The following is a 26,606-nucleotide window of genomic DNA, read 5'->3' as shown; positions in this document are numbered from 1 at the left end:
CCTTCTTTATTTCTTCTTTCTGCGGAATAAATCAATTGATTTATAACCTTGTGAAAGAATTTCAACCATTTGCTGAGCACGCTTTTCACGTGTCTGTTGCTGTTTTGCTGAGAATATGTGGCGTGCCCAATCTTTTTGATATCCTGGTGTTAAACCTTGATAAAACTGAAGTTCATTTGGGTGATTAGCTAATAATGCTTCTACATCTTTAATATTCTCTACATAATCAGAAACACATTGACTAGCAGTAGATGTTTTCTTGACTTTCTTTTTTTCGCGTTTCAAACCAACAATGGTAAAGACATCATCCATACTTACCATCCGTGCGAATTTGATATCACTATTATCTACATATCCATCTTCTCCAACGTTCATTGCTGGGAATATTTCATCTCTGTGAATAAAAGTTTCATAACGATTGTTACCTTTTTTTGGATAAGCAAAAAATAAATAACCTTTTTCGAGTAATAGTTGTTTATTAAGAATAAGTTGTGTGTGCTTCACCATCTCATCAATTGTTTCTACAAAAATGAAAATAGCATCATGATTTTTAGATAACTTAATTGCTTGTTCAGTAAAGAGGGCATAATCGTTTGGTTGATTAATCACTACCATATTACTATATTTACTAAGGTTCAATTTATCGATAACTGACATAGTAGACTCCTTTTTTATTCATTGTTACTTTTATCGTACCTATATTACTATAAAAGAGAATGACCTTGCTGTGCAAACCAAGCCATTTATTTAATTCGTTTTTCAAATAAATAGTTTGGTTTTTCATTTATTTATCATGACGCTTTTACATTAAGGATCATACTATTTCTATTTTGAATGCAAAGGTAAGGTTTACATTTCAATGTTAAATATATCATGTAAGAGCTTCCTATAGTGATTCTCTGTAATTACACTTTTACTTTTTTGGCCATTCATTACTTGAGTCAAACTATCTTTCGTCAAAGAGACATATCCAGAATGCGTAAGTTTTACTGCAATCGGCCCTTTATTAAAACTAGAATTCTCATCTTCTATGACTTTTCTTTGAACTTCATTTAAAGTTGTTTCATCAATAGGATCCGTACGAAAAGCATGACATACTTTCCATTCTATCTTTTCGTGTGGGTCATGCCACGAATGAGTGTCTCGTCTTTCTAAAATATAAGTTCCTTTATCTGTATCTTTTCTCCTAACACGATATTCGCCATTTTTTGAAGTAACAATCTCACCAGTAAACGGTACAAGTGTGAGAGGTACAAGTGAAGCAATTCCTATATCAGCTAAATACGATACTGAATCATAATTTAAAATGATTGTAATATGGCCTTCTTCAAGAGCCCATACATTTAAATCACTTTTATAAACTGTGCCTAATGCTAACTTCACATCGAATCCACAATCTTTTAATAAGTAATATAGAATAGAATTCATTTCATAGCAAAGCCCACCTCGTGAACTCATTAGTATTTTCTTTTGTAAATTCTCTTTAGAAATCTCTTTCGTATTACCTGTTACGATATCTAAATTCTCAAACGGAATTTCATACGCAATTGCGCTAATTATTTTGTTCAATTCCTCAAATCTCACAGTCTGTTGTTTCTTTAGGTTTAACCTTGAAAAAAACTGATCTTGTAACTCTGTCATATAAAGCACCCCTTCAATATTTAGAGTGAATGTATTATATGCTAATTTTAAAAGCTATGAAGAGCATCAACAATGTTCATTTACAATAACTGTACCGGTACAAAATTCCTAATTTTTAACAAAAATAAGTAGATACCGATGTTTAAAACACCAGCATCTACTTCTTTTTCATTTTATTTTAATGTGTTTTGAACAACAAGGTCCGGAAATACTGATCCCATAACCATAAAGGTGTATGAATATCACTTGGAGTAAACACACTTCCTATTAACACTTAATCCCACGCTGCAGCCACAACTTGACTGCTATCAATTGTAGATAATTCTCTACTTATACATAATAACAATTACAAACTTATGTAATCAACTCTTCATATAACAATGTAAAGAATTACCCTTTTCATTCATTTTTCATGCGTATCTATGTACATTTTTTTATTTATTAGTTATATTATGGTTATTGAATGATTACGAAAATAAATCTATCGCTTATAAAAACGTTTGTATTTTTTATATCCATAACAACACTACAAAATGTATGAAAATCCATTTGTCAAATGAATTCTACACGGAAGGAGGCTTGTAGTTCGTTCATCAGGATATAAAAAAACAGTTTTCTTTTTAGATAACTGCTAAAAAATACAGGAGGCGACACGATGTTTCGTACGATTTCAAACTTTATGAGAGTAGCTGAGATAAGAAGAAAAATCTTTTTTACACTTGCGATGTTAATTGTTTTTCGAATTGGCACGTTTATACCAGTTCCTCATACTAACGCAGAGGTATTAAAAGTACAAGATCAAGCCAATGTTTTAGGTATGCTTAATGTATTTGGCGGAGGAGCCTTACAACACTTCTCAATCTTTGCTGTAGGCATCACACCATATATTACAGCCTCCATTATTGTACAATTGTTACAGATGGATGTTGTACCTAAATTTACAGAGTGGGCAAAGCAAGGGGAAATGGGCCGCAAAAAATCAGCTCAGTTTACCCGATACTTTACAATCATACTCGCATTTATTCAAGCCATTGGAATGTCTATTGGCTTTAACAATATAGCAGGCGGACAATTGATTTCAAATCCTAACTGGACTACATATTTATTTATTGCTACAGTGCTAACTGCCGGTACTGCATTTTTACTTTGGTTAGGTGAACAAATTACTGCAAACGGCGTAGGTAACGGAATTTCAATGCTTATATTCGCAGGACTTGTTGCAGCCATTCCAAACGTCGTAAATCAAATTTATTTACAGCAATTCCAAAATGCTGGAGATCAACTGTTTATGCATATTATCAAAATCGTATTGATTGGATTAGTTATTTTAGCAATCGTTGTCGGCGTTATTTATATCCAACAAGCAGTTCGTAAAATACCTATTCAATATGCAAAAGCTGTTTCAGGAAATAATCAATATCAAGGTGCAAAAAATACACATTTACCGCTTAAAGTAAACAGTGCGGGTGTAATCCCGGTAATCTTTGCTTCTGCATTTCTAATGACGCCACGGACCATTGCGCAGTTATTCCCTAACTCTGATATATCTAAATGGTTAAGTACAAATCTGGACTTTACACATCCAGTTGGAATGATCCTTTACGTTGGACTCATTATTGCTTTCACATACTTCTATGCATTTGTTCAAGTAAATCCTGAACAAATGGCCGAAAACTTGAAAAAGCAAAATGGCTATGTTCCAGGTATTCGACCAGGCAAATCTACAGAGCAATATGTAACAAAAATTTTGTATCGCTTAACGTTTATTGGTGCGATTTTCTTAGGTGCTATTTCAATTTTACCAATTGTATTTACGAAAGTGGCTACTTTACCACCTTCTGCTCAAATTGGTGGTACAAGTTTACTCATCATTGTAGGGGTAGCGTTAGAAACAATGAAAACACTAGAAAGCCAGCTTGTGAAGCGTCACTATAAAGGGTTTATAAAGAAAGTAAACTAATATTTTTACATACAAATTAGGCATAATAGAACCCTCTCGTTTTATTTACGAGAGGGTTTTTCATGTTGCTTTATAAAATAGTTTAATTTAAATATTGAGTTATCAGAAAGACTTTGTTTTCTTTTAAAGAAAGATTAATGAAAACATTTCATTCTCTGATGTTACAGGTCACATATCTTAGAATAAAATCCAATCAAAATTGTTTATAAATTCAAAAATTTCTTTCGGATTTTTAAGATTCGTATATATGTTGAATTTCGACATTGTTACATAATGTAAACCTTACAAAAATAGAATACACATATAAAGTTCTCAACCACCCCTTCTCTCAAATGAGATGATTAGGAAAAAAGGGAGAATAAAAACGGGTAAAAGAAGACTTTAGTGATCAAGAAAGGATTGGTGAAGAATCATGAATCAAGTAAGTGATAAAATCCAAACAGTTTCTATAAAATATTCTTATTCTTCTATTTCACAACTAAAATACAATCATGTTACATTTCTTTTTTCAATAATCTCCCCTGTTTAAAGTACACTTCAAGTGTAGAGCGATTTGCTAAAAATACACCAATCAAGATGAAACTCGCTCCGATTCCCATTACTGGATTAATTGGTTCCCCTAAAAATACATATCCTGTAATAACAGCAATTAATGGAGATACATACAGCCAAGTTGATGGGAATACTGGATTGGTCTTTGACAAGAGCCAATAATATAAACCATGCCCACCAATTGACCCTACAAAGATGAGATATAGAATGGGCCATTGTACACTCCAAGATGTTAATATATCGAGATTTGGCTGTTCTATAAAAATAGAACTAATCAGAAGAAAAAGTCCACCGTAAAACATTTGGATTCCGTTAATGAGAAACGGCGATACTTTTGGCAGATCTGAAAGTATTTCTTTTGAATGGATGGAACCTATGCCATAAAATAATTCGCCGACTAATATGACAAAGCAGGCTATACTCCATATAAAAGTGAGTTGTTGGTGCATCCCTGGTAAGGAGATACAAACAACTCCAATAAGCGCTATGATTAGAGCGAGAAATTGCTCCCGTTGTAGTTTTGTTTTATTTCTCTTCGATTGTAATAACAAAATCATCATTGGCCCTGTTGCAGAAAGAACAGCTGCTAAACCCGAAGAAATATACTGTTCAGCCCAATATAATGTTGCAAATGTCATAAAGGTTAAACAAAAACCAGCATATATAATTCGCTTTGAAAGTAGGTATGGTATAATGGTCACGTTATATATTTAAAAGGATTCAGTAAAACATTAGCGCCAGGCCTTCGTATTGCAGCATTAGCTGTAGAAGGACCTATTTTTGAATGGTTATATGCTGTGAAAGCTTCGATGGATATAGGAAGTCCGTTACTAACACAAAAAGCGCTTCTTCCATTTTTACGAACAGAAAGAATGAAAAATCATTTAGAAAAATTACGCACCGCATTACAAATAAGACGCGATACAACACTAGAAATATTAACTTCTCTAACAGAGGAAATTCATTTTCAAAAACCTCTAGGTGGTTTTAATTTATGGATTACACTTCCAGATTCAATCAATGCTTTTATGTTACTTAAAAAAGCGAATGAAGCGAACGTTTCTTTTTTACCAGGAACGGCTTGTTTTTTGAATCATGAATCAAAATATAACTATTTACGAATTAGTTATTCTATGTTAAATGAAAAAGACATGTTGATTGGATTAAAAAGATTTCATAACGTATTGCTAAATTCCCTAAAACAACAAAAAATAGTTAATATATCTCCATATTAACTATTTTTTTTCAGGTTGTATTGGTGCAATATCTTTTCTAACATTTCACAAGTAACCGGCTGCGCTCCAGCTGTTAGTTGATAACCAACGCGGCCATTTGGTTCTACTGTTGCTTGTTGTAATATTTTAATATCATGAATTCCTTGTTCTCTTAAATACATCAGCAGTTGCTGTTCTGTCATTTTTGCACGTCTTAAATTATTTTGTAATATCTTCCCACTTTGAATAATAATGATGCTATTACCATTTAAAAATTGTTCCATCTTTCGTGATTTCATTTCTAAATAATGAATAATAAGTAAAACACCTGAAAATATACAAGCAGCAAGGATAGACGAACCTACTTTGCTACTCAATACCGGCTCTACAATAATACGCCCAATGGAAGCAACAATAATAATCTCAGCTCTTGTCATCTGACTAACTGATTTGCTTCCGGTTAATTTTAAAACGAGGATGCCAGTAACAATTAGAATTATGCTTTCAAAAAAAATATTCATCAACAATCCATTCCTTTAATGGTAATTTATGAATAGCATTACCATTAATCAAATCCTTTATTGTTCACTTGGTACATAAAAACTAAAAACAAGTATATACCAGTACTCCCTAGCATGTACTTGTTTTTAGTTATCCTAGTCAATTCTTATTTCTCCTCATCCCTCTACTAGATTTTTTGAACTTCCAAAAGAGATTTTCAATTTGTGCCTCCTCTTGCTCTACTCCATAAAACAAAAAAGCGGATGTTCTCTTTTTATTTGGTACAATTCCCAAGAATGACATAGGGGATTTGTCTCTTTTTTCATTTAAATAATTTTGTGAACGATGAATATATATTTATAATCCAAGTAATAAGAGATTGAAATGTATATGTATTCTTATCAATAATCACACTTGTTAGACTACCTATAACAGCACTCCCGATTATGTCAAATGGATAATGATGTCCTACCCAAATACGTGAAAAACCCGTCAAAACTGCTAATAACCACATAATAGAGCCAATTAAACGTTCACGAAGTAAAACGGAAGTCGCTACAGAAAAAGCTAAGGCAGTATGTTTACTTGGAAATGAGGAATTACTCTTTGATGGGATAAGCAAACGAATTCGATGGAAAATAAAAGGACGAGGTTTAAAATAAAAAAGTTGGATGATACGGTTTATAAATAAAGTAACTCCTGCTGAAATTCCTGCATACAAAATATTTTTTTTGTAGAAATTGTTTCTAAACCACATAAATATTAATATACAAAGGTATAGATAACGCGTCTTCTGTGAAAGAAAAACCATTATCGCATCCATAGTAGTACCTCGTCCAGCAAGACGATTAATCGCTTTAAACAGCATATAATTCATTGCAGATGTTCTCCTTCATTTCAGAAATGATATATAAAGTCCATTAACTAACAAAAAAATGGAAAACAGTTTATGACTGAATTGCCTGGGTGGCAATTGTTCACCAATGAATTTAAAATGGTCCCCACAAACTATAAACCATCCCTCCAACAATGAACCCTAAACCTAGAAATAACACTATAAAAGCGAGAATTGATTTTTTATTATCTTCCATGAACTTTACCTCCCTAAAAATTATTGGTTCTATATAAATTTCCCCACAACAAAAACCTTTAGTCATAATTATGGCTAAAGGTTTTGTCATCATACTTATAAGTAATAAAAATATGGAATTATAACCTGTAAGAACAGACTATATACAGTTAAGAAAGATTAAAACCTTTTTATTTGCCCTCGAATTTCTCCGTTTGGGTGGTTTTCTGTATGAGCGTTTACATACGAATTGCCGATTTCCATCTTTCTTGCTAGGTCTAACAAGGAAATACCTTGTAAAGGACCAGTAAGATCACTTTCTACAATTATTCCCGTTACCACTCCTCTATTGACACTAATACCACTCGTTACTGGTCCAAAAAGAAATGCGACAATCTGACCATTTTCACCTCGCATCCCTAGATGAATGTGAGCAGCAGTCAATATTTCTATATCATTAAGCACCAATTTAAATCGAAGTCCTGTAAAATCATTATTAAATCTAAATAGTACTAAACCGCAAGCATCTGTTTTTACAAGAGGCACTTCTTCTCGCCCTGTTAATCTAGTTAAAAAACATTTAGACAAAGTATAGTTCACTTCCCTATTCATTAAATAATGTATTTTATTCATTTGATAGAAAACAGCTTGCACGTTTTTACTATAAATAGATTTATCGCTTTTAGATGCACAACGATAAATACATTTTCTTGGGTTAATGGAATCTTATCAATGTTTTTTCTTAATGCATTTATCAAAGTAGCACGAAATATTAATAAAAAAGAGCCCATCTCAATTCCACAAATCTATGCATTTTTTTGTTCAATGATGTCTTTGGTTCATACGATACATTTCTCTTCCGCTCAAATTCGCTTTATGCTAAGCTGCACTTTTACAAAAATAAATCATATAGTGACTTTAACAATCCCTAATCTAATAAAGTAGGTGAAGACTATGCCCTCTGTTGTCGGAAATCTTGTTGTTCAAAATAGTAACGGTTCTTTTAACTTAGGTGATTTCTATAATGTTTCTCCGAAAGAGAATACAAAAGCCTATAATGGTTCAGGATCATCTAATGTTGCTTTTGTAACTAATACCTTTAACGGTGTGAGTGCAACGAATACATTTGATTCTGATGTTGCAGATCAAAATCAAGTTGGTACAGTTTAATTTTATTAAGAGTAATAAAATCAGTTTTATAAATTGTACACAGCACCAATTGGAATTGTTGAAAAATATATCCCATTCTGAGTAATATATGTAGGGTAATAATATTGTACAGACGGATAGTCAAAATGCATACCTTGTATCTGCATTGTTTGTACCTGTGCTTGTAATGCCTGCTGAACAGATTGAAGTGTACCTTGTGCTGCAGTATATGTTACAGCAGGAACTCGAATTTCATTATTAAAATATGGAACATTCATATTCATTCAACTCCCTCTTATATAATCATCTACACACTGTTTTATATATTATGGATATGGGTTTTAAAAAGTTCTAAAACGTAACAATATTTAACAGCCTTTTGTCCACCGTTAGAAGGAATGAAGATGCAGCAAAAATATTTATAAAAACGAAAATGAAGACTAAGAACCGATATATACATGGTTCTTAGTCTTCATTTCATTTTATACAATACTCATTGTCCTTTTAAAACATTCTCTTCAAAATATTTTCCCCAATCAGGTTGTCTTCCATCAATATCTTTAAATCCATATTCTCTCGCTAATCCCCAAGAACTAAGGGCTTTTCCTGTTTTATTATGAACGTTCGAATCACTTGCTAAAGCAGCGATTGCCCTACCAATAAAGAAAGGTGTTTCAGATGCGATAAAGTGTGGATCTTTCTTTGCACCTTCTTGCCAATTTTCTTCTGTTATACCAAATAAATCTAACATTGCTTCCGAACGGAGAAATCCAGGGCTTACCGCAACAGCAGTAATATGATGTTCCTCTAAATCTTTCGCCATTGCTTCTGCCAAATGGATGGTTGAGATTTTTGCTAAACTATAATATAGGTTTCCACGGTACTGATAATCGACACCGTCTGTAATTTCAATGACAAGCCCTTTCTTCTTTTTCACCATAAGCGGTACACCATAATAACTTGTCATCATATGCGAATGGACAGCACGTTGTTGCATGAGTAATCCGTTATGTAAGTCGTGTTCCCAAAACGGTTTTTCCCATTCAGTAAGCGGATCGCCACCCCAAACATCATTTACTAAAATATCAAGTTTTCCGTTTTGTTCTTCTTGAACTCTATTAAATAGCGCTTTAATATCAGCTTCTACTGTATGATCTACACGAACAGCAATCCCTCTTCCTCCTTGTTTTGTAACAAGCTCTGCTGTTTCTTCAATCGTTTCTGTTCGTCCCATTGATGATAAATTCCCGTTTGTGCTTCTTCCCGTTACGTACACAGTTGCTCCCGCTTCACCAAGCATCATTGCAATACCTCTTCCAGCACCGCGTGTCGCACCAGCTACAACTGCGACTTTTCCTTGTAATGGTTTCATATAAAATTCTCCTTAATGTTTATTTTCCAGTCTAATTAATTTAGGCACATGCTCTCTATCATACTTTTTTGTATATATTTCCTCATCCGGAGTAACAAATTGTAGCGTAATCTTACCACAAACACCAGTGTAAAATTCGAACTCACCTTGTGAATTTGAAATAGCAAGTTCTTCATTTACGATTGAGTCTGCATAAACTTTAACATTCGATATAGAAAGGTTGTTGCCATCTACAATAACTGACTTTATATGAATAGCAACCCCTTTACAATTTTCACTTCCTTTATTATACATAACCATTACTATCACTCCGGTTCCTACGACAATACATATCAACAAGGCTATTATGTTTTTCTTCATAATAAACCTCCTATATGAAGTGTTAGTCTTTCTTAAAATGGAAATCTACACGATTTACTTGTTTCATTTCCTCGATTACTCTATGAATTCCTACCCTAATTTTATCTTCTTTCATATTTGATACATTCAGTTTTAAAAGTTTTTCTTTACGGAAAGAAGACRAATAATTTTTATCAACAGTCTCTATAAATATTTGATTTTGTCCTAAGTTTTTAATAAGCGTTTCCGTGACAATACTTTTATGTAATGATAAGCACGTATGTATTCCTATTTTGCTTTCTGTTTTACAAAACAGATGTTGATTTTCTTTATAAGCTTCTTCTAATGCTCCAGATAACGCCTTAGATCTAGCGTAATATGACAATTGGATTTTTTGTTTGTGTCGTTCAAACATCCCGCTTTTTATGTAAATTTCTAAAGCAGCTTGGGAAATCATTGAACTATCAATATCTAATAGCTTTTTATATTTATGAAACGCTTCTGCAATAGAAGCAGGAATAACTGCCACACCTACACGTAATCCAGGGAAAATAATCTTCGAATAACTTTTTAGATAGATTACATGTGAAGAATTATCGTAACTATATAGTGGATCTACCTTTGGGTTTTGTTCTAAATCTGCTAAATAATCATCCTCTACTATAAATACATTGTATTTCTTTGCGAGAGAAATAATCTTTTCTTTTTCCTTCTTAGAATATGAAGTGCCGAGTGGATGATGAAATCTTGGGATGGTATAAAAGAATTTTATCTTTCCCGTTCGAAATATCTTTTCTAACTCAAATAAATCAATACCTTTAGCAGTGCGTTTTATTCCGATTACAGGAGTACGATTTGTTTCTAGATATTCAATAAATAAGTGATAACTCGGTTGCTCAATAAGTATCGTTTCATTTTGAGTTGGAAAGGGTATTGAAGTTAATATAACTAGAGCTTGCTGAACTCCTGAGGTGATAAAGATATTTTCTTCTTTTGTGAAAACTTGATAGTTCGCTAGTTGTTTTTGCACAACTGAAATTAAAGATGGCAGCCCTTTAGGTGTACCGTATATAAACAAATCATTCTTATACGTATCAATTGCCTTATTAATACAATGTTGAAAATCTAAGTAAGGAAATACATCAGGATCTGGAGCTGAAGATGAAAAATCAAAATTCTCTGTTTCATCTTCTTCATAATTCCCCATTTTTTTCACCACATAATATCCACTTTGAGGTACGGAATAAATAATATGGCGCTTCTCTAATTCATGAAGTGCACGTATAATGGTTGCTTTGTTGCACTCATATTGTGATACGAGTGAACGTATAGACGGTAATTTCCTACCTTCTCTTATCTCTCCTTTTTGAATCATGCTTTCTAAATCATTTAATACATTTAAATATTTATACATGATTACACCTCAACGTCCATTTTGTACCGGTACAGTTTGTATTTGTTCACATTGTAGCACCGATTCAGAAAGATTACCATGTACATATACTGGCCAGTAGTAAATCAATTATATGAGGTGAAATTATGAAAAACACAACTAAAGCATATACAGCCGCATTAGTATATGCCTTTATTATCGGATTTTCATTTATGTTTGTGAAATTAGCATTAACGGTTACAACTCCTCTCGATATACTTGCACACCGTTTTACAGTTGCTTTTTTAATAGCAACTATTCCTATCATTTTTGGTTTTGTAAAATTAAATATTTCATTTAAAAACATACTTTCACTTTTGCCACTAGCAATCTTTTACCCAGCATTATTCTTTGCGTTCCAGGCTTTCGGCTTAGTATATACAAGCTCGTCTGAAGCTGGGATTATCCAAGCTGTCATTCCGATATTCACAATGATTTTCGCTTCTTACTTTTTAAAAGAATTTACAAATGCATGGCAAAAAATATCTGTACTCATTTCTGTAATTGGTGTTATTTATATATTTGTTATGAATGGCATAGGAACTCATGAGACTAGTTTTATAGGAGTTGCTTTTATTCTGCTATCGGCGTTATCATCTGCTTGCTACAATGTTTTAGCACGAAAAATGACAAAGAAATTTAAGTTAATAGACTTAACATATATAATGACAATGATTGGGTTTCTTAGTTTCAATTTAATCGCTATCATTGAACATATGAATGAAGGTACTGTAAATGCATACTTTAAACCATTTACAAACGGAACATTTCTTATATCTATTTTATATTTAGGATTATTGTCTTCTTTGCTAACAGCATTTTTATTAAATTATTCATTGTCTTATATGGAAGCAGCTAAAATGAGTGTCTTTAGTAATCTATCTACACTTATTACAATTATTGCAGGAGTATTATTCTTACACGAACAAATTGCATACTATCATATCGTTGGGGCCATAATGATTGTTCTTGGTATAGTAGGTACAAACTTCCTAGGTAAAAAAGGAATTCATATGAAAGAAAAGAATACCTCTATTAGTAAATAAAAAGTGAGGGATTTTTCATGCAGCAGGCAATGCCTATTAATATTAGTAATATAGCTGAACTAACAAAAGAATTGGATACATTATTAAACGTATCAATATCTTCTAATCAAGAACTTGAGAATTGGTTAATACAACAATCACAGACTTTAAATTCTATCAATGAGCAACTCATGCAACATTATATTGCTTTTCAACGAAATACAAATGATATAAAGGTAAAAAAAGCTTTTGACTTTGATCAAAAAAATGTACAGCCTACATTAAAACGTTATAAAAGTCTACTAGATCAAAAATATTATGAATCACCCTATCGTTTCCAGTTAGATCCCTCTCAGTTTGGATTCTTAGATACAAAAATCCAAAACATTAGAAGCCTCTTTAACGAAGAAAATATTAGTTTAGAGGTTACTGAAGATGAGTTAATAACAAGATATTTTGAAATCACTGGTAATCTCTCTTCTATGTGGGGCAGTGAAGAAGTAAACCTTTCTGAATTAAGAATATATCTACAAGATTCTGATCGAAACATTCGTCAAAAAGCGATGACTGCTATCTCTGAAAAATTTTTATCCGTAGAGAATGAAATTCAAGAAATCTTAAATCAGTTGATTGTACTTCGAACAAAAAAAGCTAGAAACGTTGGTTTAACCAATTATCGTGACTACATGTTTAAAAAATACGAGCGTTTTGATTACACTGCCGAACAATGCAATGAATTCGCCGAATCTATTCGTAAATACGTTGTGCCGCTTCAAGAAAAAACACATAAAAAATTACAGGAAAAGCTTCGGGTAAATACATTACGTCCGTGGGATATACATGCTGTACCTGCAGATCATAAACCTTTACAACCTGTAAAAAATGAAAATGAATTAATAGAAAAAAGCAAAACACTTTTCGCAGAGATTGATTCAAGTTTTTCAGCTCTTCTAGAAAAAATGCATAACCATTTAGATTTGGAGAGCAGAAAAGGGAAAGCACCTGGTGGATTCTGTGAATATTTGCCCGCATCTAAGTTATCATTTATTTTTATGAATTTAACAAGAACACAGGATGATGTTGTTGTTTTCTTACATGAGATGGGTCACTGTATTCATCATGATTTAATGAAAGATATTTCGATACATCAATATCAACATTTACCAATGGAGACTGCTGAATTAGCAAGTATGACAATGGAACTATTTACAATGAACAACTGGGATGTTTTTTATAATAATCAAGAAGATTTTAAACAAGCTAAGCAAGAACAATTAACACAAATTATAGAGTATTTACCAATTACACTGATTATTGATCAATTTCAACACTGGTTGTATGAGAATCCAACTCATACTGTTGAAGAAAGAAATGCTAAGTTTTTAGAACTTTCTTCTCTATATAATTCAAGTATCGTAAATACAGATGGCTATAAAAATTGGATCGTCGCACAATGGTTATCTGTTCTACATATTTTTGAAGTACCCTTCTATTATATTGAATACGCAATTGCACAAATTGGTGCTTTACAAATGTATAAACAATATAAAGAAAACCCTCAGCAAGCATTGCAAAACTATAAAAAAGCTTTATCTTTAGGTAGTTCTAAATCTGTAAAAACAGTATATGAAGCAGCTGGAATTCGATTTGACTTTTCTGGTGAAACAATTAAGGATTTGATGTGTTTTGTTGAAGAGGAATTAGCGTTATTAGAAAAAATATGAGTAATTAAGCCTACGTTTTACTTAATTTAACCTTTACTAAAAGACTCTATTTTGAAATTATATTTTTCAAAATAGAGTCTTAGTTTATCATTATTAGTTTACATAATAATATTATATTTTTTCGAGATGATGACTTACAAGCAAAACACCAACTGGTTGGTATTTATATGATGATTTAAAGGAATCAATAACTATTCGATCTTTTCAGACATTTGCTGAACAAATTGTCTTGGTCGTCGATGAAGCTAATAATGAAGTGATTGGTCTTGATATTTTTGGATAAGCTTTTACTTCTAACTGAACTATTAAATGATTGTTAAAACGAAAAAGCACAATGATGTGCTTTTTCGTTTTAACTCTTCACTTTTAATCAGATAACACCGCTTATTAAAATCTTCTTCTGGGGATCGAATCTCAATAAACAAATCCGCATAAACTCCTACTCATTAAGAAAGGGTAGAAAATTCCTTCTATGTAATTACATCAAGCTTTCTGAGAATATTGTAAAATACCATTTGCATCAAAATAATAATAATAACCATCTAATAAAATCCAACCTCTAGTCATATGATATCCTGCATAAAAATGATACCACTTGCCATCATATTTTAACCATCCAACATGTTGTGATCCATCTTGTTTCATATAAGCCCAACCTACACCATCATGTACCCAACCTGTTTGCATTTGACCGTTGGAGTTAAAATAATAAAGCTTTCCATCAATATGATTCCAGCCAGTACTCATATATTTATCTTTAGGTGAATAATACCAATACCCACCATTTTGAAACCAACCAGTTTGCTGTGAGCCGTCCGCTTTAAAATATGCCCAACCTACACCATCATGTACCCAACCTGTCTGCATTTGACCACTGGAATTAAAATAATAGTTTTTGCCATCCACCTTATACCACCCTGTTACCATTGCCCCGGAACCATTCAATAAAAAATACCATTTCCCTCCGTCTTGTAGCCAACCATGATATAACGATCCGTTTTTAAAATAATACCAGTATCCACTATAAGAGAACCATCCATTTCTTGGAGCTTTGACCGTATTACGTTCTTGGTTAGAGTATTGAATACCATGTTTATTTCCTTTAATATCACTATTCCTTATTTCTGGTGAAAGCTCTGTTTTTATATGAATTGCTTTTTGCTGTTGGACAGCAGGTGTTTTTTGAAATCTTTGATTCTGTTTTTCTTGCTTAGAATTTTCCTGTGCATGTGAAATAGTAGGAAATAAAATAGCAGAAGATAAAATAACTGAAACTATTCTTTTTTTCATATGTATCCCCCTATGATAATGTTAAGAGTAATTTGGTAAAAATATACTCTATTAAAATATATTACCACAACGAGTGTAGTTCGAATATAAAATAACTATAAAAACATTGGAACTTGGATATAACAAGTTGTGTATAAAATGGTTTCAGAAAAACATATTGCCTCGAAATATAATAAAAAACAGCACTTTTTTATGTACTGTTTTTTATTATTGTGAACAATTATGTACTCTTTTCTGTATTTATTTCATTCATCATATATAATCAACAGTTTTTTATTTCACGATAAAAGCTTTTTTAATCTGTAATTATCACATAATAATACAATTAATTTAAATCATTATTTTCGATTTTACTAATTACTAACTTATATCTTTTATACCATTTTTCCCATTCATCTTTTGGAAAGTCCATGTCATGACCATCTAATACAGAAGAAAAAATTTCTAAACATATATGCCATCCAGATAAATCTTTTGGTGTGTGTTCATTTATTTCATGAATAAATTCCTTTAATATTAATAGACAACCATCTGGATTTTTATGTACTTCAAATCGAACACGATCTTCTCCCCAAGTAAATTCTAATACAGAATTTACTTGACAGTCTAAAATATTGATATCAATAAAATCCCCTGAGCCATCCATCATATCAAATTTTATAATACCTTCTTTTTGTAGGTTCTCAATATGAAGGTTTGGCATCCATCTTGCTAGTTTATCATTCTCTGTTAATACAGCCCAAACTTGTTCTACTGCATGATTTAATGAACGGTTAAATTGAGCTACATATTCATTATCTATTTTCTCTATTAAAGCTAACATAGTCATACCTCCATTTAAACTCGAAAAACAAACATACGCTCGTTTTTTAAAAATATCACACAAAACACATGAAAAAGCAAATAAAAACTTATGATGTCTATAAAAATATAAATCCTTCAGTTTCTTTTAAAGTATGCAGCTGAAAGATTTTTCTATTTTCCCCTAAACGTTACAATGTATAATACATTTCATACTGAGCCAACGAACTTTTCTCGAATCCACATTTTTTTACAAACCCTTCAAGTAAACCATTATTAGGGAATCCAATAGAAAGACTGGAAAACTGTAATTCTTTGCTTACAGTTTGTAATAGACTTGTAGCCACTCTAATTCTTCTATATTTTTTATCAACAAATAATAAACTTATCTTACCATTGTCACTAACACATATACATCCCTTTAAATCATCATTAATATAAGCTCCATAATACGTATTATTTTCAGTTTTCTCCATATAATCGATATCATTTTGCCAATTTATATGGAAGTTTAACCATTTTTGTATACCGTTTTGAAATTCGCCAAACTTAATTTGCTTTATTTCTATATTTTGTACACTCTTACTTGTCAAAATAGAAGTGTTCCTCAAATTATAGTAAGACAGATCATATACTTTTTCATACCCTAACTTCGTATAAAATTGAATCGCTCTATCATTACCGACAATGACTTCAAGAAAAAGTTGCTATCGCTTGATTTTGTATTCTTCCATTACTTTTAAAATATGATTTGTCACCGTACTAAATATATATGATTCTTTCTTAGGTTTCCCCACTGCATTAATAACAGCCTTTCAGCCTTGTAGTAATCGACGTATTGCAGAAATATCGCGAGCATCTCCTTTTACAACTTCCAAATGTTTATGCGATATTTTAAATATTTGTGGATTTCGTGTGAGAATACGTACACAGTATCCTTCTTGTAGTGCTTGAGTTATAAGGTATTTACCAGCCTTTCCGTTTGCACTGATAATTGCTACTTTATTTATTATTTTCATGACTAAAGTTAGGCTCCTTTTAAAGGATATAGATTTATATATCATATTATTGATGAGATGTAGTTAATTCGTAAACGCGTAAAAACGAAATTAAATATTCACATGCTCTCTCACAGGCTAACATTTTAAACACCTTTTGTTCCTCTACAGTTTTATCATTTGCTTGATCTGAAGCTGCTTTCAAACAAAGAAAAGGCTTTTTATTCACATGACATACGTATGCAAAAGCAGCTATTTCTTGATCAACAGCTATTGCACCATATACAGTATGTAGTAAATATCTCATTTCCGTACTGCGAATACGCTGATCTCCGGATATGAAAGTTCCAAAATGTACTGGATCATAAGCACGCACTTTTTTTATTTGTCTTACAAGGTATTTCGTTGTTTCAATAGGAGCTGCTCTACCAGTATATAAATCGAAACTATCCGTTCCTGTTCCCGCAGCGGTTACATCATGCTGTAGTGTGTTAAGTGCAACAACAATATGACCATTCTTTACTTTCTCAGATAAACTTCCGCAAATGCCTGTCATAAATAACTGTTCAGGCTTAAATTCACTTATTAGTAACTGTACGCAACTAGCACAGTTCACTTTTCCAACACCAGTAATTACAGAGATTATTTCTAATTCATTTATAGAATGAAAATGAAATTCCCAAGCAGCTCGTTTTTCTACACGATGGCTTGGATAATACTGATACAAGTATGTAAGCTCTGGTTCCCATGCGGATACAATTGCAATACGTTTCATTACACTTTTCACTTCCCCCTATTTTCATTTGAATAATTCACCAATGTTTTTTCGCTCATAACATGGAATCCACTTTTTATATAAATACCTTATTAATTCTTTATTCTTCGTAAGTACTTCACATCCTCTTCTAGATCCTTTCTAATTTACTATTCCTTTTAAATAATTCAAATTCCACTTATTTTATATTTCAAATCCCAATCTAATAAAAACTTTCTTATATCACTTTTCCAAGCTCCACTGGGTTCAAATGTATATAGTTTTTTATGTAACACGTTACTTTCTCCTCAATAAAACTTTGTTTCAACATATCACAAAGAAACAAATTACCCTGTTATTTTTATTCGTGATGTATTTTTTTAATTCTTTTCAATACGTTACATGAAATTTTGTGTGTGATCTTAACTCCCAAATGCCTAAATGTTTGTTATTATATTAATGATGAGGGAATGTAAAGAAAGGAATTAAGTATATGATGGAAAGAAACATTTTAATTATTGATGATGATAAAGAAATTGTAGAATTACTAGCCGTTTATTTACGAAATGAAGGCTACAGCATTTATAAAGCATATGATGGTGATGAAGCGTTACACATGCTCTCACTTCATCAGATTGACCTTATGATATTAGATATTATGATGCCAAAACGAAATGGACTAGAAGTCTGCCAGCAAGTTAGAGAAGAAAATACGGTACCTATTCTTATGCTAAGTGCAAAAGCCGAAGATATGGATAAAATCCTAGGTCTTATGACAGGTGCAGATGATTATATGATTAAGCCCTTTAATCCATTAGAATTAATAGCTAGAGTTAAAGCGCTATTACGTAGATCTTCATTCCAACAAGTTACATCACTTAATGATGATGGTATTATTCGCATCCGCTCTGTTGAAATACATAAACATAATCATACTGTGAAAGTGAATGGAGAGTATATTAAACTTACATCTATTGAATTTGATATCTTATATTTACTTGCCAGCAATACTGGTAGAGTATTTAGTTCAGAGGAAATATTTGAACGAGTTTGGAATGAAGATGGTTATGGTTCCAATAAAACTGTAATGGTTCATATTAGTAACCTAAGAGAAAAACTTGAAACAGGAACGAATGGTGAAAAACTCATCCATACTGTTTGGGGAGTAGGTTATAAAATTGAGAAATGAGACATTTGACATATTAAAAGTCATTCCGAAATGGAAAGTTGTTTTTTGGCTTTTAGTATCTATTTTGCTTACACCAATTACCGAGGTTGTCATATCCCGTCTTGTTACGAGTGTAATTGACAGTTCCCTTACATTAACGGCATTAAGTGGAGAATTTGTCAGAATCGTCGGCTACGAAAAGTATATGGGATTAAAGGAGTCTCTTTGGACAATGATGGGATCCTATCTGTTTTTATTCTCGATTTTTTCATTCTATGTTTATATTTTCTATCGTCACGAAAAAAAACTATATTATGAAGTATGCATAAAGCAAATGATTGACGAAATTCGTTATATTGCGGATGGTAATTTCAATCATAAAGTATCTATTTTACAACATAATTATTTAGAAGACTTAGCAACTGGTGTCAATCACATTGTAGAGCAGTTAAAAGTTTCAATTGAAGAAGAACGTCAAACTGAACAAGCCAAAAGTGAACTCATCACAAATGTATCACATGACTTACGGACACCGCTAACATCCATAGTTGGCTATGTTAATCTCATACATCATGATAATTACAGAGATGAAGTAGAATTACGTCATTATATTCAAGTTATTTATGACAAAGTAAATCGATTAAACATGCTAATGAATGACTTATTTGAGTATACGCGTGTTCAAAATAACGAGTTACAACTAAATACTGTACCTATTGATATAATTGAACTACTTGGCCAACTATCTGTTCAATTTCGTATGCAATTCCAGGAAGCCAATATTGAGTGTAGACCTTCATTTCCACCAGAAAAACTTATGGCCCTTGCTGATGGAGACAAATTAGTACGTGTATTTGAGAACTTAATTATAAATGCTATGACGTATGGTAATGATGGGAAATTTATTGATATAACAGCTTATCAAGACGGAAACATGATTGTAATCGATATTACAAATTACGGACAGCCTATCCCAAGTACAGATTTAGCACATATTTTTGAACGCTTCTATCGTGTTGAAAAATCCCGTTCTGCATACACGGGAGGATCAGGCCTTGGATTAGCGATTGCAAAAAGTATTGTGGAGATTCACGATGGAACAATTGAGGTATATAGCGATACTGAACAAACAACATTTACTGTGAAGCTTCTTTCATATAAGCAATAAAAAGCATTTATCTCAACAACTAAAAATCCACTAAAAAAATCACCTATTAGAACAAGAAAAGTACTATATTCTAAATATAATAGTGATTTTGTTGTGTTGATTGATAAACCCCATGGAAAAATTCCATGGGGTTTTATTTCCGATCTATCAACTTATCACTATCAATATAAAAAATAAAAACCTAGAATGTAAGCATTTTACATGGATTGTAGCTATAGCACGCCAGATGGGTTATGAGCCTCCAAATACAGATGTTTTAGGAACTAAAGAATAGTGAGAAATAACAGTTTGCACCTGCGTAAGTTGATTTTTTTCTAATAATTCCAAATGATTCTTCACTTTTCCCTACTGTACTTAAGAAGATTTTCCACCTCTAACTGTTACTTCTACGTTAAATAAACTGAAAAAATTTACTCTTTAAGGATTCTTAATTTATCCATTACTAATTCATTCCTGTCCTCTACTACTAAATCTTCTTTATGTTTAAATGTGAGTGAAAATACATATTTATTTCCTCATGATGACCATAATTATCCAAAATTTATATATTCCTTATAATTCTTTAGAAATTCTTTAACTTTTCTTTCCTCCTAGTTAAAGATTAATTTTTATACTAGTAATATCGATATACAAGGAGGACAGCTTATGCAACATTTTAAGAATTTGATGCTTCTTATATTGTCTTTTCTTATTACTGCAATTCTTGTTTTTTATTTTTATTTCTATGTAAACGGACCTTCAATTAAAGCAACATCAGCTATTTTAATAGATGCAACATCAGAAGAGATTGTATATAAAAAAAATGAAGATACCCCTTTCTCCTCAGCAAGTTTATCAAAAATGATGACAGAGTATATTGTGTTAGAACAAATACAAAAAAGAAAAATCAAGTGGGATGATCGTGTGAAAATAAGTAATTCTTCCATTCAAATGGAAGGAAATAATATCGATATAACTTTTGAAGATCAAATAACGATTCGAGATTTGTTTCATGCAATGGTTCTTGCATCTGATAATAGTGCGGCCGTATTTTTAGCAGAACATATTTCAAAAAGTGAACAAGACTTTACGAATTTAATGAATGAAAAAGCGACACAATTAGGATTATCTAATAAAACGTATTTTGCAAATGCAACCGGCATAATGAATAAACAAAAAGAATCTAAAATAACAGCCTTAGATGCCTCGAAACTAGCCCAGCATTTAATAACGGATTATCCTATGATATTAGAAATCACCCAATTAACTTCTTATCAATTCACCTTCAAAGATATACATGTTTTCAATACAAATAAAATGTTGTATTCACTTGATAGTAAAATAAAATTCAAAGGAGTTGATGGTTTACAAACTAGCTTTTCAAATCCTGCTGGATATAGTTTTGCTAGTACAGCAAAGCAAGGAAACAAGAGGTTTATTTCGATTGTAATGGAGGCAAATGGAGAAAATAGTGCTTTTATCGAAACAAAAAAACTATTTACTTATGGTTCCGATCCTACTCACCTTCCATCTCTTCAATCTATTAAAGATTATGTAATATCGTGGATATCTCTACTTCAGTTTGAAAATCTATTTTTACAAACAATAATAATTTTTGTTATTATTTCCATTTCACTATTCGTACATATACGAAAAAAAGATTCAGAGGATTTCTAACTAAAAAGCTTCTTTCACATAAAAAACCGGCTTGTATTTTCTAAAAAAGCCGGTTTTCCTTATTTCCCTTTTTTCTTTTCATAGTATAATTCATCTGCATACTTTTTATTTGTTCCCTTTAAATATGCCAAAATAATTTGAGGTCTCTTTACTAAAGTCCAATCACCATGCTCATCAAATTTTCTACAAGATGTTGTCATATAAGCTTTTTTAATGGTAGTAAAGCCTTTCCCATGGATCTTACCGTATTTTTTTAAACGCATTGCAAATTCCGCATCTTCAGCCATTAATAAATCCTCATTAAACCCACCAATTGCTTCAAAATCCTTTCTATAACACCAAAACATTCCGACAGAAACGAGTCCATATTTAAAAATGAGAGGAATAATTAACAATAATCCTGAAACAATAATTCCTAATGAAATACGTTCAAATTTCCCTTTTACTCCCCCTCCTATATATTTTCCAGTTTTTAAATGCTTATCTATTTCTCTTAACATATTCTCACTCATCCAGCTATCAGCATCAATTGTAACAATGATTTCTCCTCGAGCTATTTTCGCCCCAGCATTTCTAATTTTAGATAGGTTCTTATTCTCATCTTGTAAAGTTATACAATGATAAGATTGTGCAATTTCTTCTGTGCAATCACTACAACGATTTAATACAACAATTACCTCGACTTGATTTTTATAAAATTTGGATGCAACCACAATGGAATCAAGACATCTACCAATATATTTTTCTTCATTGTGTGCAGGTATGATAATGGAAAACTTAACATCTTGTTCACCATCCGTTCCGGCAAAACAACCATTTCTATCCATATCATATCTCTCCTATGTAAACCTTATTTATCAATTCATTTTCTTACTATATTTACAACCGACTTATTATTGAACGCCGTTGTTTATTCAAGTTGTACTATGAACAAAGCCTTACTATTTTTGAAATGATTAAAGTCTATAAAACAAAAAGTTTTTTCTTAATGCATGTACTTTTTCAAAAAAACACCAATTAAAATGTCTCAATTTAAGCGTGACAATCCTACTCTCGATACTTCCATCTCTGTATTATTTTTCAGAATAATCAATTTCTCCTCATGCTGTTTTAACATACTCAAAATTTCTGATTTACTATCTTTTTCAAAATCATTCGTCCACTTAAACATTTTCATTAACATTTTAAATGTGGGCTTATAGTTAGCCTTTTCCAGGTTAAGTAACTGCAAAATGAATCTTTTTATTATTCTGACTATCCTCTTCACTACACTTACATCTAAGAATATGATTAAATCTGCTTTTTGAAAGCTTTGCGATACCCATTTATGATGGGCACCTTCAACAATCCAAGCATTTGAATTTACAATATTGTAAAGTTGTTCATCTCTTTCCTTAGGTGTATTTCTTATATCTCCATTTTTAGTCCTTCTCCAAACAACATTATCTAGCTCATAATAAGGAATATTTAATTGATAAGATAATGCTCTTGCTAAGGTTGTTTTCCCACTTCCAACAGAACCAATGATATAAATTTTATTAGGTATAATACTTTTCAAAACAACCACCACTTTATAGATTTTTACAAAATAGAATTCCCAGCTTCTATCATTAAACCTCTTCTAATTAAATTTGCTGACACAGGCTGAAGATTCAACTCTCTTGCCCAAATAGATAATTGACCAATATGATGGATCTCATGAGCAACCACATGACGTAGAACCTCGCCATATTTGAATGTCTCATCAGTCCATGAGGCTGCTAATATTTTATCCTCTAAATTACTTGACCATGTTTGCGTAAAGGCTTCCATTTTAGTTCGAAAGGAATCAGAAAGCTGCTTCACTTTTTCTAACGTTCTATAATCTTCAAACTTCAGTTCGAAATCCGCTTTCCCTTGAAGCGCACGCATCCAGCTATACTCTACATCTACAATATGAAATAAAGTTTCTAAAATACCCCCTACTCGTCCAACACGTTTACAGAGTAAATCTTCTTCCGAAAGTTGTTTGCACCATTCAAACCATTGATCTCTTACTTGCCAATTGTATCGAAATAAAGTTTCCAATAAATATCGCTCCTTTTACATATGTGATACTATCCATTTAACAGCTTCTATTACATATTCAGGCTCATCTCTTTGGATATAATGACCGCTATTAAGCGCAATAATCATTTTATGATTATTTGATAATTGCAATAGTTCTTTTTGCATTTTTATCCACTGGGCTTGCGCTTCATCAGAATAAAAATCTTTTTTTCCAGCAGCAACTATAACAAGGGGAATATTTCCGAGTGTTTGTGGATGACGCCCTACCTCATCTAAACTTCTCATAAACTCTTCATAGGTGCCTTCATATGTAAATTGTTTATAATATGCTTCTTGAAATTCAGAAGACATGATCGGCAGAAATTTCTCTCTATAGTTTTCTGGTGTTGAATCTACTAATATTAATCCTGCAGTTTCTTCTGGATATAAAGAAGCGAATAAACGAACATTAATACCGCCAAATGAATGCCCCACAAATATATAAGGTGGTTTAAGGTGTAATTGTTGTAATATCTCTCTTAGCTCCTTTACCATCTCAGAACTAACACGTGTATTCGGACTTTTTTCACTTTTCCCTAAACCAGCTCGGTCATATAAAAGCACTGTTCCGTATTCTGTAATTTTCTCTGCAACTTGATCCCAAGTTTTTGAATAATCACCGTATCCTGCATCCATGATAATTACTGGATTATCTTTCTTCCCTTTTATTACTTTTGTGTACAATGCAGCCCCATCTATATTCACATATTTTTCGTATTCTTTACTCATATTCATTTTCTTACTAAAACATCTCCTTTTTAATATGTATTCAGTTAATACCATTATATCACTTATACAGAAAATTCTTTTATTTTATAGTACTATTTTGTATAAAGAGCGCTATCCAAGAACATATCAATAGAGTATTCGTTTGAAAGATAAATAGCTATAATTTTATACCTGAGCACTTAAAAGAAACCAAATTAGATTTTTATAATTTTTCCAATTAGTTTAATATCTTCGCCATCAATAACTATCCCATCACCATCTTTACAAGCATAAATTGTCCTATTTCTCAACTTGGAATAATCCTTTAACAAATCTAAATATATAAGTTGCTTAAAATTGTTTCTTTCAAAATACTCAAGTTTGATCATTTTCCCTGACTCCTTTAAGATTTCAAGCTCGATAATTCTTTCCTAACTCTTCTCCTATTGAAAAATAATGTCTAAAATTATAAAATAATGGACTCCATTTTTGCGGATCAATATGGTTTTCCCCTTTTGTTATCTCCTCGTGCGCATGTACATGAATAACCTCGGTTTCAACAATTGCAAAGAAAGGATCATATTCTGGAATCCTAATTTGTTTTACGTTTGCTTCGATTTGTAGTGGGCATTCTTTAATGCGTTGTGGCTTTACTGACTGTGAATCCAATGGTGTAAAACCAGCCATTGTAAATTTATCTTTTTGATATGTATACCCCATTTCTTGTTTATAAACTGGAACATGTTCTACTCCAGTATAGGGTGCGATTTTTTCTACTTGTTTCCACTGCAATGCAGAAGGGAAATTAATAACACATTCTCTACTCCTTTCAAGATTTCCAATCGATTGCCCTCCCAAACCAATGCCTAAAATCATATAGTTTCCTAATGCCCATGAAGAAGACATTGGACTGATATTTGTTGTCCCATCTTCATTTAATGTTGATAATAAATAAATTGGCATTCCATAATATAAAATCTTTGGCTGTATCTCTTTGCATAATAGTTTACTTATTCCCGAATTCATATTATCACTCCTAATTTTGATTCTTTATCTGTATTGTAAAACACAAAAACTTCCATTATCATCGAAATATGGATGTAAAAAAGGAGTGAAGATGATGAATGAAAATATAGCGAAAATCGCTTCCTTAATTAGTGATACATCACGAGCAACCATCTTGGTTCACCTTATGGATGGGCGCGCCCATCCCGCTACTGAATTAGCACATGTTGCAAAAATCAAACCACAAACAGCCAGTTTTCACCTCAATAAATTATATGAGGCACAAATTGTTGAAGTAGAAAAGCATGGCAGACATCGTTATTACAAATTAACAAATCATGAGCTAGCAGAATCACTAGAAAAGCTATTATACATTGCCCCTTGCGAACCAATTCGATCTTTTAAACAAGCAAAAGAAAATAAAAAAATTCAATATGCAAGAACATGCTATGATCATTTAGCAGGAAAATTAGGAGTTGAGATTACAAATGCTTTATTAAATAAACAAATATTAATAAAAAAGGATACTGAATTTGCAGTAACAAAAGTCGGTGAAGCATTTTTTTCAGATTTCGGTGTAAACTTAGAACGATTACACAATAAAAGACGTGCATTCTCCAGATGTTGTTTAGATTGGACCGAGAGACAACACCATATTGCAGGTGCACTGGGAAATGCAATTCTGGTACGAATGTTAGAACAAAATTGGATTACTAAGTTCGAACAATCAAGAGCGATACACATAACTTCATTAGGACAGCAAAAAATTTATGAAACTTTTTCTATAAAACTTTAGTTTTACAGATGGACAATTTCTCCATATTTATAGACTTATACATGAATTATTCAGCAAAGGAACTACAAAATTAATCTTTATTTCAATCTGGCATAGATATTGTATGTGCTTTTCATTCATATTAAAGGAGATTCTCAATACAAAAAATCTATCCATCATAAAACAAGACATGAGCCCCTTTTATAAGGGGCTCATG

26 protein-coding genes and 4 pseudogenes are annotated in these 26,606 nt (G+C 31.9%); 9 read left to right on the top strand and 21 right to left on the bottom strand.

From position 1 onward, the window contains the following. Positions 1-6: 6 nt before the first annotated feature. Both AC1DIT_RS13335 and AC1DIT_RS13330 read right to left on the bottom strand, forming a co-directional pair. Positions 7-657, bottom strand: coding sequence for a YdeI/OmpD-associated family protein (locus AC1DIT_RS13335; RefSeq protein ID WP_016114950.1), 651 nt, complete (start codon positions 655-657; stop codon positions 7-9). A 192-nt stretch (positions 658-849) separates the two neighbouring features. Further along, a complete protein-coding gene (locus AC1DIT_RS13330) occupies positions 850-1,641 on the bottom strand; it encodes an arylamine N-acetyltransferase family protein (protein WP_016114949.1) in 792 nt (263 codons plus the stop codon). A gap of 655 nt (positions 1,642-2,296) precedes the next feature. Here AC1DIT_RS13330 and secY point away from each other — a divergent pair. Further along, a complete protein-coding gene (gene secY / locus AC1DIT_RS13325; RefSeq protein WP_016114948.1) occupies positions 2,297-3,601 on the top strand; it encodes a preprotein translocase subunit SecY in 1,305 nt (434 codons plus the stop codon). A 494-nt stretch (positions 3,602-4,095) separates the two neighbouring features. Here the strand turns inward: secY and AC1DIT_RS13320 are convergent. After that, positions 4,096-4,848, bottom strand: a pseudogene (locus AC1DIT_RS13320) (DMT family transporter); the annotation flags it as partial. On the opposite strand from AC1DIT_RS13320, the pseudogene AC1DIT_RS13315 reads away from it, so the two are divergent. Then, positions 4,846-5,388, top strand: a pseudogene (locus AC1DIT_RS13315) (aminotransferase class I/II-fold pyridoxal phosphate-dependent enzyme); the annotation flags it as partial. The pseudogenes AC1DIT_RS13320 and AC1DIT_RS13315 overlap by 3 nt on opposite strands. On the opposite strand, the gene AC1DIT_RS13310 reads toward AC1DIT_RS13315, so the two are convergent. The 3 genes from AC1DIT_RS13310 to AC1DIT_RS13300 all read right to left on the bottom strand — a co-directional run bounded on the left by AC1DIT_RS13310 (position 5,385) and on the right by AC1DIT_RS13300 (position 7,570). After that, entirely contained in the window at positions 5,385-5,888 is a 504-nt protein-coding gene (locus tag AC1DIT_RS13310) for a DUF421 domain-containing protein (RefSeq protein ID WP_016132825.1), read from the bottom strand. The pseudogene AC1DIT_RS13315 and the gene AC1DIT_RS13310 overlap by 4 nt on opposite strands. A gap of 302 nt (positions 5,889-6,190) precedes the next feature. After that, complete coding sequence (locus AC1DIT_RS13305) at positions 6,191-6,745, bottom strand: undecaprenyl-diphosphatase (RefSeq protein WP_016132824.1); 555 nt, start codon at positions 6,743-6,745, stop codon at positions 6,191-6,193. A gap of 372 nt (positions 6,746-7,117) precedes the next feature. Then, complete coding sequence (locus tag AC1DIT_RS13300; protein WP_016114942.1) at positions 7,118-7,570, bottom strand: CHRD domain-containing protein; 453 nt, start codon at positions 7,568-7,570, stop codon at positions 7,118-7,120. Positions 7,571-7,891: 321 nt separating this feature from the next. Here AC1DIT_RS13300 and AC1DIT_RS13295 point away from each other — a divergent pair, with 321 nt between their 5' ends. Beyond that, a complete protein-coding gene (locus tag AC1DIT_RS13295) occupies positions 7,892-8,107 on the top strand; it encodes a spore germination protein (protein ID WP_003197853.1) in 216 nt (71 codons plus the stop codon). A 26-nt stretch (positions 8,108-8,133) separates the two neighbouring features. Here AC1DIT_RS13295 and AC1DIT_RS13290 read toward each other — a convergent pair whose 3' ends face one another. The 4 genes from AC1DIT_RS13290 to AC1DIT_RS13275 form a co-directional block, all read right to left on the bottom strand. Continuing rightward, the gene (locus AC1DIT_RS13290) at positions 8,134-8,370 is read right to left on the bottom strand and encodes a DUF3947 family protein (RefSeq protein ID WP_016114941.1); all 237 of its coding nucleotides are present in this window, start codon (positions 8,368-8,370) and stop codon (positions 8,134-8,136) included. Between the two features lie 209 nt (positions 8,371-8,579). Then, positions 8,580-9,458, bottom strand: a complete 879-nt coding sequence (locus AC1DIT_RS13285) for an SDR family oxidoreductase (protein ID WP_016114940.1) — start codon at positions 9,456-9,458, stop codon at positions 8,580-8,582. Positions 9,459-9,470: 12 nt separating this feature from the next. Then, positions 9,471-9,818, bottom strand: coding sequence for a hypothetical protein (locus AC1DIT_RS13280; RefSeq protein WP_016114939.1), 348 nt, complete (start codon positions 9,816-9,818; stop codon positions 9,471-9,473). 22 nt (positions 9,819-9,840) lie between these two features. Continuing rightward, a complete protein-coding gene (locus AC1DIT_RS13275) occupies positions 9,841-11,211 on the bottom strand; it encodes an aminotransferase-like domain-containing protein (protein WP_476998229.1) in 1,371 nt (456 codons plus the stop codon). Positions 11,212-11,336: 125 nt separating this feature from the next. Here AC1DIT_RS13275 and AC1DIT_RS13270 point away from each other — a divergent pair, with 125 nt between their 5' ends. Together AC1DIT_RS13270 and AC1DIT_RS13265 are read left to right on the top strand one after the other, a co-directional pair. Further along, positions 11,337-12,275, top strand: a complete 939-nt coding sequence (locus tag AC1DIT_RS13270; RefSeq protein ID WP_016114937.1) for a DMT family transporter — start codon at positions 11,337-11,339, stop codon at positions 12,273-12,275. A 17-nt stretch (positions 12,276-12,292) separates the two neighbouring features. Continuing rightward, positions 12,293-13,978, top strand: coding sequence for a M3 family oligoendopeptidase (locus AC1DIT_RS13265; RefSeq protein WP_016131416.1), 1,686 nt, complete (start codon positions 12,293-12,295; stop codon positions 13,976-13,978). Positions 13,979-14,461: 483 nt separating this feature from the next. On the opposite strand, the gene AC1DIT_RS13260 is transcribed toward AC1DIT_RS13265, so the two are convergent. The 5 genes and pseudogenes from AC1DIT_RS13260 to mtnN all read right to left on the bottom strand — a co-directional run bounded on the left by AC1DIT_RS13260 (position 14,462) and on the right by mtnN (position 17,842). Next, positions 14,462-15,268, bottom strand: coding sequence for a PspC-like choline-binding domain-containing protein (locus AC1DIT_RS13260; protein ID WP_016114935.1), 807 nt, complete (start codon positions 15,266-15,268; stop codon positions 14,462-14,464). A 325-nt stretch (positions 15,269-15,593) separates the two neighbouring features. Next, positions 15,594-16,091: an SRPBCC family protein gene (locus AC1DIT_RS13255; protein ID WP_016114934.1), complete on the bottom strand. Its 498-nt coding sequence runs from the start codon at positions 16,089-16,091 to the stop codon at positions 15,594-15,596. Between the two features lie 169 nt (positions 16,092-16,260). Then, positions 16,261-16,776: pseudogene (locus AC1DIT_RS13250) on the bottom strand (GNAT family N-acetyltransferase); the annotation flags it as partial. A 3-nt stretch (positions 16,777-16,779) separates the two neighbouring features. Further along, positions 16,780-17,088 (bottom strand): annotated as a pseudogene (locus AC1DIT_RS13245) (NAD(P)H-binding protein); the annotation flags it as partial. A 46-nt stretch (positions 17,089-17,134) separates the two neighbouring features. After that, positions 17,135-17,842 carry a 5'-methylthioadenosine/S-adenosylhomocysteine nucleosidase gene (mtnN, locus tag AC1DIT_RS13240; RefSeq protein ID WP_016114931.1) on the bottom strand — a complete coding sequence of 236 codons (708 nt, stop codon included), beginning with the start codon at positions 17,840-17,842 and terminating at the stop codon, positions 17,135-17,137. A 475-nt stretch (positions 17,843-18,317) separates the two neighbouring features. On the opposite strand from mtnN, the gene AC1DIT_RS13235 reads away from it, so the two are divergent. The 3 genes from AC1DIT_RS13235 (at position 18,318) to AC1DIT_RS13225 (ending at position 21,813) form a co-directional block, all read left to right on the top strand. Then, complete coding sequence (locus tag AC1DIT_RS13235; protein ID WP_026008582.1) at positions 18,318-19,010, top strand: response regulator transcription factor; 693 nt, start codon at positions 18,318-18,320, stop codon at positions 19,008-19,010. Further along, positions 19,000-20,157 (top strand): sensor histidine kinase, encoded by a 1,158-nt coding sequence (locus AC1DIT_RS13230; RefSeq protein WP_016114930.1) that lies wholly within the window; start codon positions 19,000-19,002, stop codon positions 20,155-20,157. Before AC1DIT_RS13235 ends, AC1DIT_RS13230 begins: the two co-directional genes overlap by 11 nt. 645 nt (positions 20,158-20,802) lie before the next feature. Next, positions 20,803-21,813 (top strand): D-alanyl-D-alanine carboxypeptidase family protein, encoded by a 1,011-nt coding sequence (locus AC1DIT_RS13225; protein ID WP_016114929.1) that lies wholly within the window; start codon positions 20,803-20,805, stop codon positions 21,811-21,813. Positions 21,814-21,872: 59 nt separating this feature from the next. On the opposite strand, the gene AC1DIT_RS13220 is transcribed toward AC1DIT_RS13225, so the two are convergent. The 6 genes from AC1DIT_RS13220 to AC1DIT_RS13195 form a co-directional block, all read right to left on the bottom strand. Next, positions 21,873-22,640 (bottom strand): glycosyltransferase, encoded by a 768-nt coding sequence (locus AC1DIT_RS13220; RefSeq protein ID WP_016114928.1) that lies wholly within the window; start codon positions 22,638-22,640, stop codon positions 21,873-21,875. A 200-nt stretch (positions 22,641-22,840) separates the two neighbouring features. Next, positions 22,841-23,371, bottom strand: a complete 531-nt coding sequence (locus tag AC1DIT_RS13215; protein WP_016132822.1) for a shikimate kinase — start codon at positions 23,369-23,371, stop codon at positions 22,841-22,843. Positions 23,372-23,394: 23 nt separating this feature from the next. After that, a complete protein-coding gene (locus AC1DIT_RS13210; protein WP_016132821.1) occupies positions 23,395-23,880 on the bottom strand; it encodes a DinB family protein in 486 nt (161 codons plus the stop codon). Positions 23,881-23,895: 15 nt separating this feature from the next. After that, positions 23,896-24,630, bottom strand: a complete 735-nt coding sequence (locus tag AC1DIT_RS13205; protein ID WP_033671198.1) for an alpha/beta fold hydrolase — start codon at positions 24,628-24,630, stop codon at positions 23,896-23,898. 194 nt (positions 24,631-24,824) lie between these two features. After that, on the bottom strand, positions 24,825-24,998 hold the full coding sequence (locus AC1DIT_RS13200; RefSeq protein WP_016131415.1) for a hypothetical protein: 174 nt from the start codon (positions 24,996-24,998) through the stop codon (positions 24,825-24,827). A gap of 22 nt (positions 24,999-25,020) precedes the next feature. Then, entirely contained in the window at positions 25,021-25,635 is a 615-nt protein-coding gene (locus tag AC1DIT_RS13195) for a flavin reductase family protein (protein ID WP_016114923.1), read from the bottom strand. A 94-nt stretch (positions 25,636-25,729) separates the two neighbouring features. On the opposite strand from AC1DIT_RS13195, the gene AC1DIT_RS13190 reads away from it, so the two are divergent. After that, positions 25,730-26,410: an ArsR/SmtB family transcription factor gene (locus AC1DIT_RS13190; RefSeq protein ID WP_033671179.1), complete on the top strand. Its 681-nt coding sequence runs from the start codon at positions 25,730-25,732 to the stop codon at positions 26,408-26,410. Positions 26,411-26,606 lie beyond the last annotated feature (196 nt).

The sequence above is a fragment of the Bacillus sp. 05T22 genome, assembly GCF_056396765.1.
Note: the sequence above shows the minus strand (reverse complement) of the source record. Positions and strands in the feature narration are given on the sequence as shown.

Coding starts and splice junctions, on each gene's coding strand:
- secY (WP_016114948.1), top strand. CDS start 2,297: ATGTTTCGTACGATTTCAAACTTTATGAGAGTAGCTGAGATAAGAAGA.
- AC1DIT_RS13260 (WP_016114935.1), bottom strand. CDS start 15,268: ATGAAAAAAAGAATAGTTTCAGTTATTTTATCTTCTGCTATTTTATTT.
- AC1DIT_RS13255 (WP_016114934.1), bottom strand. CDS start 16,091: ATGTTAGCTTTAATAGAGAAAATAGATAATGAATATGTAGCTCAATTT.
- AC1DIT_RS13330 (WP_016114949.1), bottom strand. CDS start 1,641: ATGACAGAGTTACAAGATCAGTTTTTTTCAAGGTTAAACCTAAAGAAA.
- AC1DIT_RS13195 (WP_016114923.1), bottom strand. CDS start 25,635: ATGAATTCGGGAATAAGTAAACTATTATGCAAAGAGATACAGCCAAAG.
- AC1DIT_RS13285 (WP_016114940.1), bottom strand. CDS start 9,458: ATGAAACCATTACAAGGAAAAGTCGCAGTTGTAGCTGGTGCGACACGC.
- AC1DIT_RS13265 (WP_016131416.1), top strand. CDS start 12,293: ATGCAGCAGGCAATGCCTATTAATATTAGTAATATAGCTGAACTAACA.
- AC1DIT_RS13225 (WP_016114929.1), top strand. CDS start 20,803: ATGCAACATTTTAAGAATTTGATGCTTCTTATATTGTCTTTTCTTATT.
- AC1DIT_RS13200 (WP_016131415.1), bottom strand. CDS start 24,998: ATGATCAAACTTGAGTATTTTGAAAGAAACAATTTTAAGCAACTTATA.
- AC1DIT_RS13300 (WP_016114942.1), bottom strand. CDS start 7,570: ATGAATAAAATACATTATTTAATGAATAGGGAAGTGAACTATACTTTG.
- AC1DIT_RS13270 (WP_016114937.1), top strand. CDS start 11,337: ATGAAAAACACAACTAAAGCATATACAGCCGCATTAGTATATGCCTTT.
- AC1DIT_RS13190 (WP_033671179.1), top strand. CDS start 25,730: ATGAATGAAAATATAGCGAAAATCGCTTCCTTAATTAGTGATACATCA.
- AC1DIT_RS13280 (WP_016114939.1), bottom strand. CDS start 9,818: ATGAAGAAAAACATAATAGCCTTGTTGATATGTATTGTCGTAGGAACC.
- mtnN (WP_016114931.1), bottom strand. CDS start 17,842: ATGAAACGTATTGCAATTGTATCCGCATGGGAACCAGAGCTTACATAC.
- AC1DIT_RS13290 (WP_016114941.1), bottom strand. CDS start 8,370: ATGAATATGAATGTTCCATATTTTAATAATGAAATTCGAGTTCCTGCT.
- AC1DIT_RS13310 (WP_016132825.1), bottom strand. CDS start 5,888: ATGAATATTTTTTTTGAAAGCATAATTCTAATTGTTACTGGCATCCTC.
- AC1DIT_RS13305 (WP_016132824.1), bottom strand. CDS start 6,745: ATGAATTATATGCTGTTTAAAGCGATTAATCGTCTTGCTGGACGAGGT.
- AC1DIT_RS13205 (WP_033671198.1), bottom strand. CDS start 24,630: ATGAGTAAAGAATACGAAAAATATGTGAATATAGATGGGGCTGCATTG.
- AC1DIT_RS13220 (WP_016114928.1), bottom strand. CDS start 22,640: ATGGATAGAAATGGTTGTTTTGCCGGAACGGATGGTGAACAAGATGTT.
- AC1DIT_RS13335 (WP_016114950.1), bottom strand. CDS start 657: ATGTCAGTTATCGATAAATTGAACCTTAGTAAATATAGTAATATGGTA.
- AC1DIT_RS13295 (WP_003197853.1), top strand. CDS start 7,892: ATGCCCTCTGTTGTCGGAAATCTTGTTGTTCAAAATAGTAACGGTTCT.
- AC1DIT_RS13235 (WP_026008582.1), top strand. CDS start 18,318: ATGGAAAGAAACATTTTAATTATTGATGATGATAAAGAAATTGTAGAA.